This is a genomic window from Vibrio sp. R12-SG2-ISO1 (assembly GCF_059834045.1).
Genome location: NZ_JCBDGO010000014.1, coordinates 1 through 3,114, shown reverse-complemented (window position 1 = coordinate 3,114; position 3,114 = coordinate 1). Strand labels below are relative to the sequence as shown.

Here is a 3,114-nt window from a genome sequence, read left to right as displayed (position 1 = left end):
ATTGGGGTTCTCGAGCGTTTCACGCTCGTTGTAGGAAAGGGGTTCAAGGTGGGTGCTGAGAATGCGTCCTCCGGCTTCTTGGACGATGCACTGGGTCGCGGCGGTGTCCCATTCGCCGGTTGGCCCGAGTCGCAAGTAGCAATCGACTGCGCCTTCGGCCACCAAACACGCTTTCAGCGCTGCAGAGCCGAGTGGGACTAGGTCATAATTCCACTGGCTGCTCATGCGGGAGGTGATACGGTTGATATTCTGCCTGCGGCTGATCGCAATCGCAATCGGGTAGGCTTTGCCATCATGCTGGTGAGTTTTGATGCGCACGCTTTCACTCATGTCGGGGATTTTCCATGCCCCTTTGCCTTGATAGGCGTAATACGTTACCCCAGAGACCGGCCCATACACCACGCCCATCACAGGCTGATTGTTGTCGATAAGGGCAATGATGGTGGCGAAATCACCGCTGCGAGCAATGAACTCCTGCGTCCCATCGAGCGGATCGACCAGCCAATATTTGTCCCACTCTGCGCGTTTTGACAAGCTGATGTCCGCCGCTTCTTCTGACAGTACCGGAATATCCGGCGTCAATTCAGAGAGCTTTTCGACAATCAATTTGTGCGCCGCGATGTCGGCACTGGTGACCGGCGTTTCGTCGCTCTTGGTGTACTCTTGGTACTCTTTCTTCTCATAAATATCGAGGATCAATTGCCCGGCAGAGCGTGCAATATCGATCACCGCGGGGAGATGATGAGACAGGTCTTGGGTTTTAGGCATAATGGCAAATCCTTGGCGCACGCGGGAGGCCGTCTCCCGCTCGCTCATAACGCAGCGCATTCACTACTGCAACGCTTTACTTAGCAACACGCAATGCTAAGAGTGTCGTAATGCTAAGAGTGGCGGAGTGCTAATAACAACGCCGTAATGCTTCGCGCTTCACAAAAATCAAGATGCGTAAGAAGCTCATCCGCTTGCACCAACGGCCAGCGAATCACTTCCAATGGTTCAGGTTCGTCCCCTTGCAACTGCTCAGGATAGAGATCTTTAGCAATAAACAGGGTCATGCGGCTCGAGAAGTAGGACGGCGCTAACACCACCTCTTTAAGGGGGATTAAGGTACGCGCGCCCATACCAATTTCTTCTTTCAGCTCTCGGCAGGCCGCTTCACTGGCGGACTCACCCGGGTCAATCAACCCTTTAGGGAACCCCAATTCGTAGCGTTCCGTACCGGCAGCGTACTCTCGAACCAACAACAGATCCCCTTGCTCTGTGATGGGCACCATCATCACCGCGTTTCGACCACTGGGCTTCATACGCTCATACGTACGGGTTTCGCCATTGCTAAAACGCAAGTCGAGCGCTTCTATCGCAAACAATTTGGACTTCGCCACGGTGTTTTTTGCCAGAATCTCTGGCGGCGTCTGTTTCGCCACGCGCTTACTCCATCACTGGGGGAAATGAATAATAATCATTAATATAGGGGAATCACCGCGAAGATCCTAGGATCGATTGAGAAAAACCGCGCGAAAATATCGAGCCCAAATAGGCGCACTTTAGCTATAAAAAAGGCACCCCGTAGGATGCCTATCAATAACGTTGTCAGAATTAGTAGTAAGAGTGCTCGCCGCGATCGTGCTCAGTCGCATCACGTACGGCCGACAGCTCACCCGCAAACTCTTGCAGAAGCTGCTTCTCGATGCCTTCTTTCAGCGTCACATCGACCATAGAACAGCCGTTACAGCCACCGCCAAACGCCACAATGGCCACGCCTGCTTCAGTGATTTCCACCAGATTGACATGACCACCGTGCCCGGCGAGCTGCGGGTTCACTTGCGTTTGGATCACGTACTCAACACGTTCTACGAGCGGCGCATCGTCCGCCACTTTACGCATTTTCGCGTTTGGCGCTTTGAGCGTTAGCTGAGAGCCCATTTTATCGGTGACAAAATCGATTTCAGCGTCTTCAAGGAAAGGCAGGCTCAGCTCATCCACGTAAGCCGAAAAGCCTTCGAAAGCCAGTTCCGTATCGGTCGCTTCGACCGCTTCTGGTGGACAGTAAGAAACCCCACACTCGGCGTTTTGAGTGCCCGGATTAACGACGAACACGCGAATATTGGTGCCCTCGGGTTGCTGACCCAGTAGGTTAGCAAAGTGCTTTTGTGCGGTTTCTGTAATAATAATAGGTTTTGACACGACGAATACCTGAGTAATTTTGTAGGCTATTTGTTCACCATTCTACTCCTCGCCCCCTTGGCAATGCAAGCCGTTGACCTTAACTCTCATCATCCGGTTCGGGAGTGCGGCATAGAGCATAAATATCGACCCTTTTTACCCCCACTTCAAGTAGTAGTCGAGCCAATTGTGAGACGGTTTCGCCCGTGGTCACCACATCATCCACTATCGCGACATGATCGGCCACCAGCCCATCAAGGCGACGCTCAAACACCCCATGTAAGTTGCGCCGCCGCTCACGCTTGGACAGCCCCTGCTGCGCGGCGCTGTGGCGGACCCGGCGAAACAGAGGCTGATAGCTCACAGTCAGCCGCCGCGCTAACGCCAGCGCCAATTGCTCACTCTGATTAAAGCCGCGATAGAGCCAGCGCCGCCAGTGCAGCGGCACTGAGGTCAGCAGGGGCGCCGTCTCAGCCTCTTGGCCAATTCGCGCCGCCAGCAGCTCTGCCAGCTTATCGGCCTGCCAAAATTGGCGCTCATATTTGAGTTTGTGCACGTAGTGAGACAAAGGCGGCGTGTAGTCACCGACACATACCAAGCGTGACCAAGCCGGCGGCGATGCCAAACACTCACCACACTGCGCCTCGGCATGACACAGCACCAACCCACAACACGCACACCGCGGCTTTGGTGCCAACCAAGCCTGACACGCCGAGCATAACCATCGAGTTGGCGCTAATGATACCCCCTGAGTCGACGAGTGGGCCGACATGGGTAGATGACACAGTTCGCAGTAGTGGGGGGCAAGCCAGTACTTTGCCCTGATTAGTCCTTTACCCAAAGCCTGATCCTCAATATTCTTGGGGTAAGTTTCTAGAGAAAAGAAGTGCCTAGTTCCTAGAAATCAGTTACTAGAAAAAGAAGTTCCTAGTTCCTAGAAATCAGTTCCTA

Annotated in this window: 4 protein-coding genes; all 4 read right to left on the bottom strand. The window is 53.7% G+C overall.

Annotated elements, in window-relative coordinates; all coding sequences use genetic code 11:
- Positions 1-768, bottom strand: a 768-nt coding sequence (cysQ, locus tag AC6R10_RS10510) for a 3'(2'),5'-bisphosphate nucleotidase CysQ (RefSeq protein ID WP_500672205.1), incomplete at its 3' end; no start/stop codon positions are given.
- Between the two features lie 113 nt (positions 769-881).
- Positions 882-1,424, bottom strand: coding sequence for an ADP compounds hydrolase NudE (gene nudE / locus AC6R10_RS10505; RefSeq protein ID WP_500672204.1), 543 nt, complete (start codon positions 1,422-1,424; stop codon positions 882-884).
- 172 nt (positions 1,425-1,596) lie between these two features.
- A complete protein-coding gene (gene nfuA / locus AC6R10_RS10500) occupies positions 1,597-2,184 on the bottom strand; it encodes a Fe-S biogenesis protein NfuA (protein WP_500657620.1) in 588 nt (195 codons plus the stop codon).
- A gap of 79 nt (positions 2,185-2,263) precedes the next feature.
- Positions 2,264-2,788, bottom strand: a complete 525-nt coding sequence (locus AC6R10_RS10495; RefSeq protein WP_500672203.1) for a ComF family protein — start codon at positions 2,786-2,788, stop codon at positions 2,264-2,266.
- Positions 2,789-3,114 lie beyond the last annotated feature (326 nt).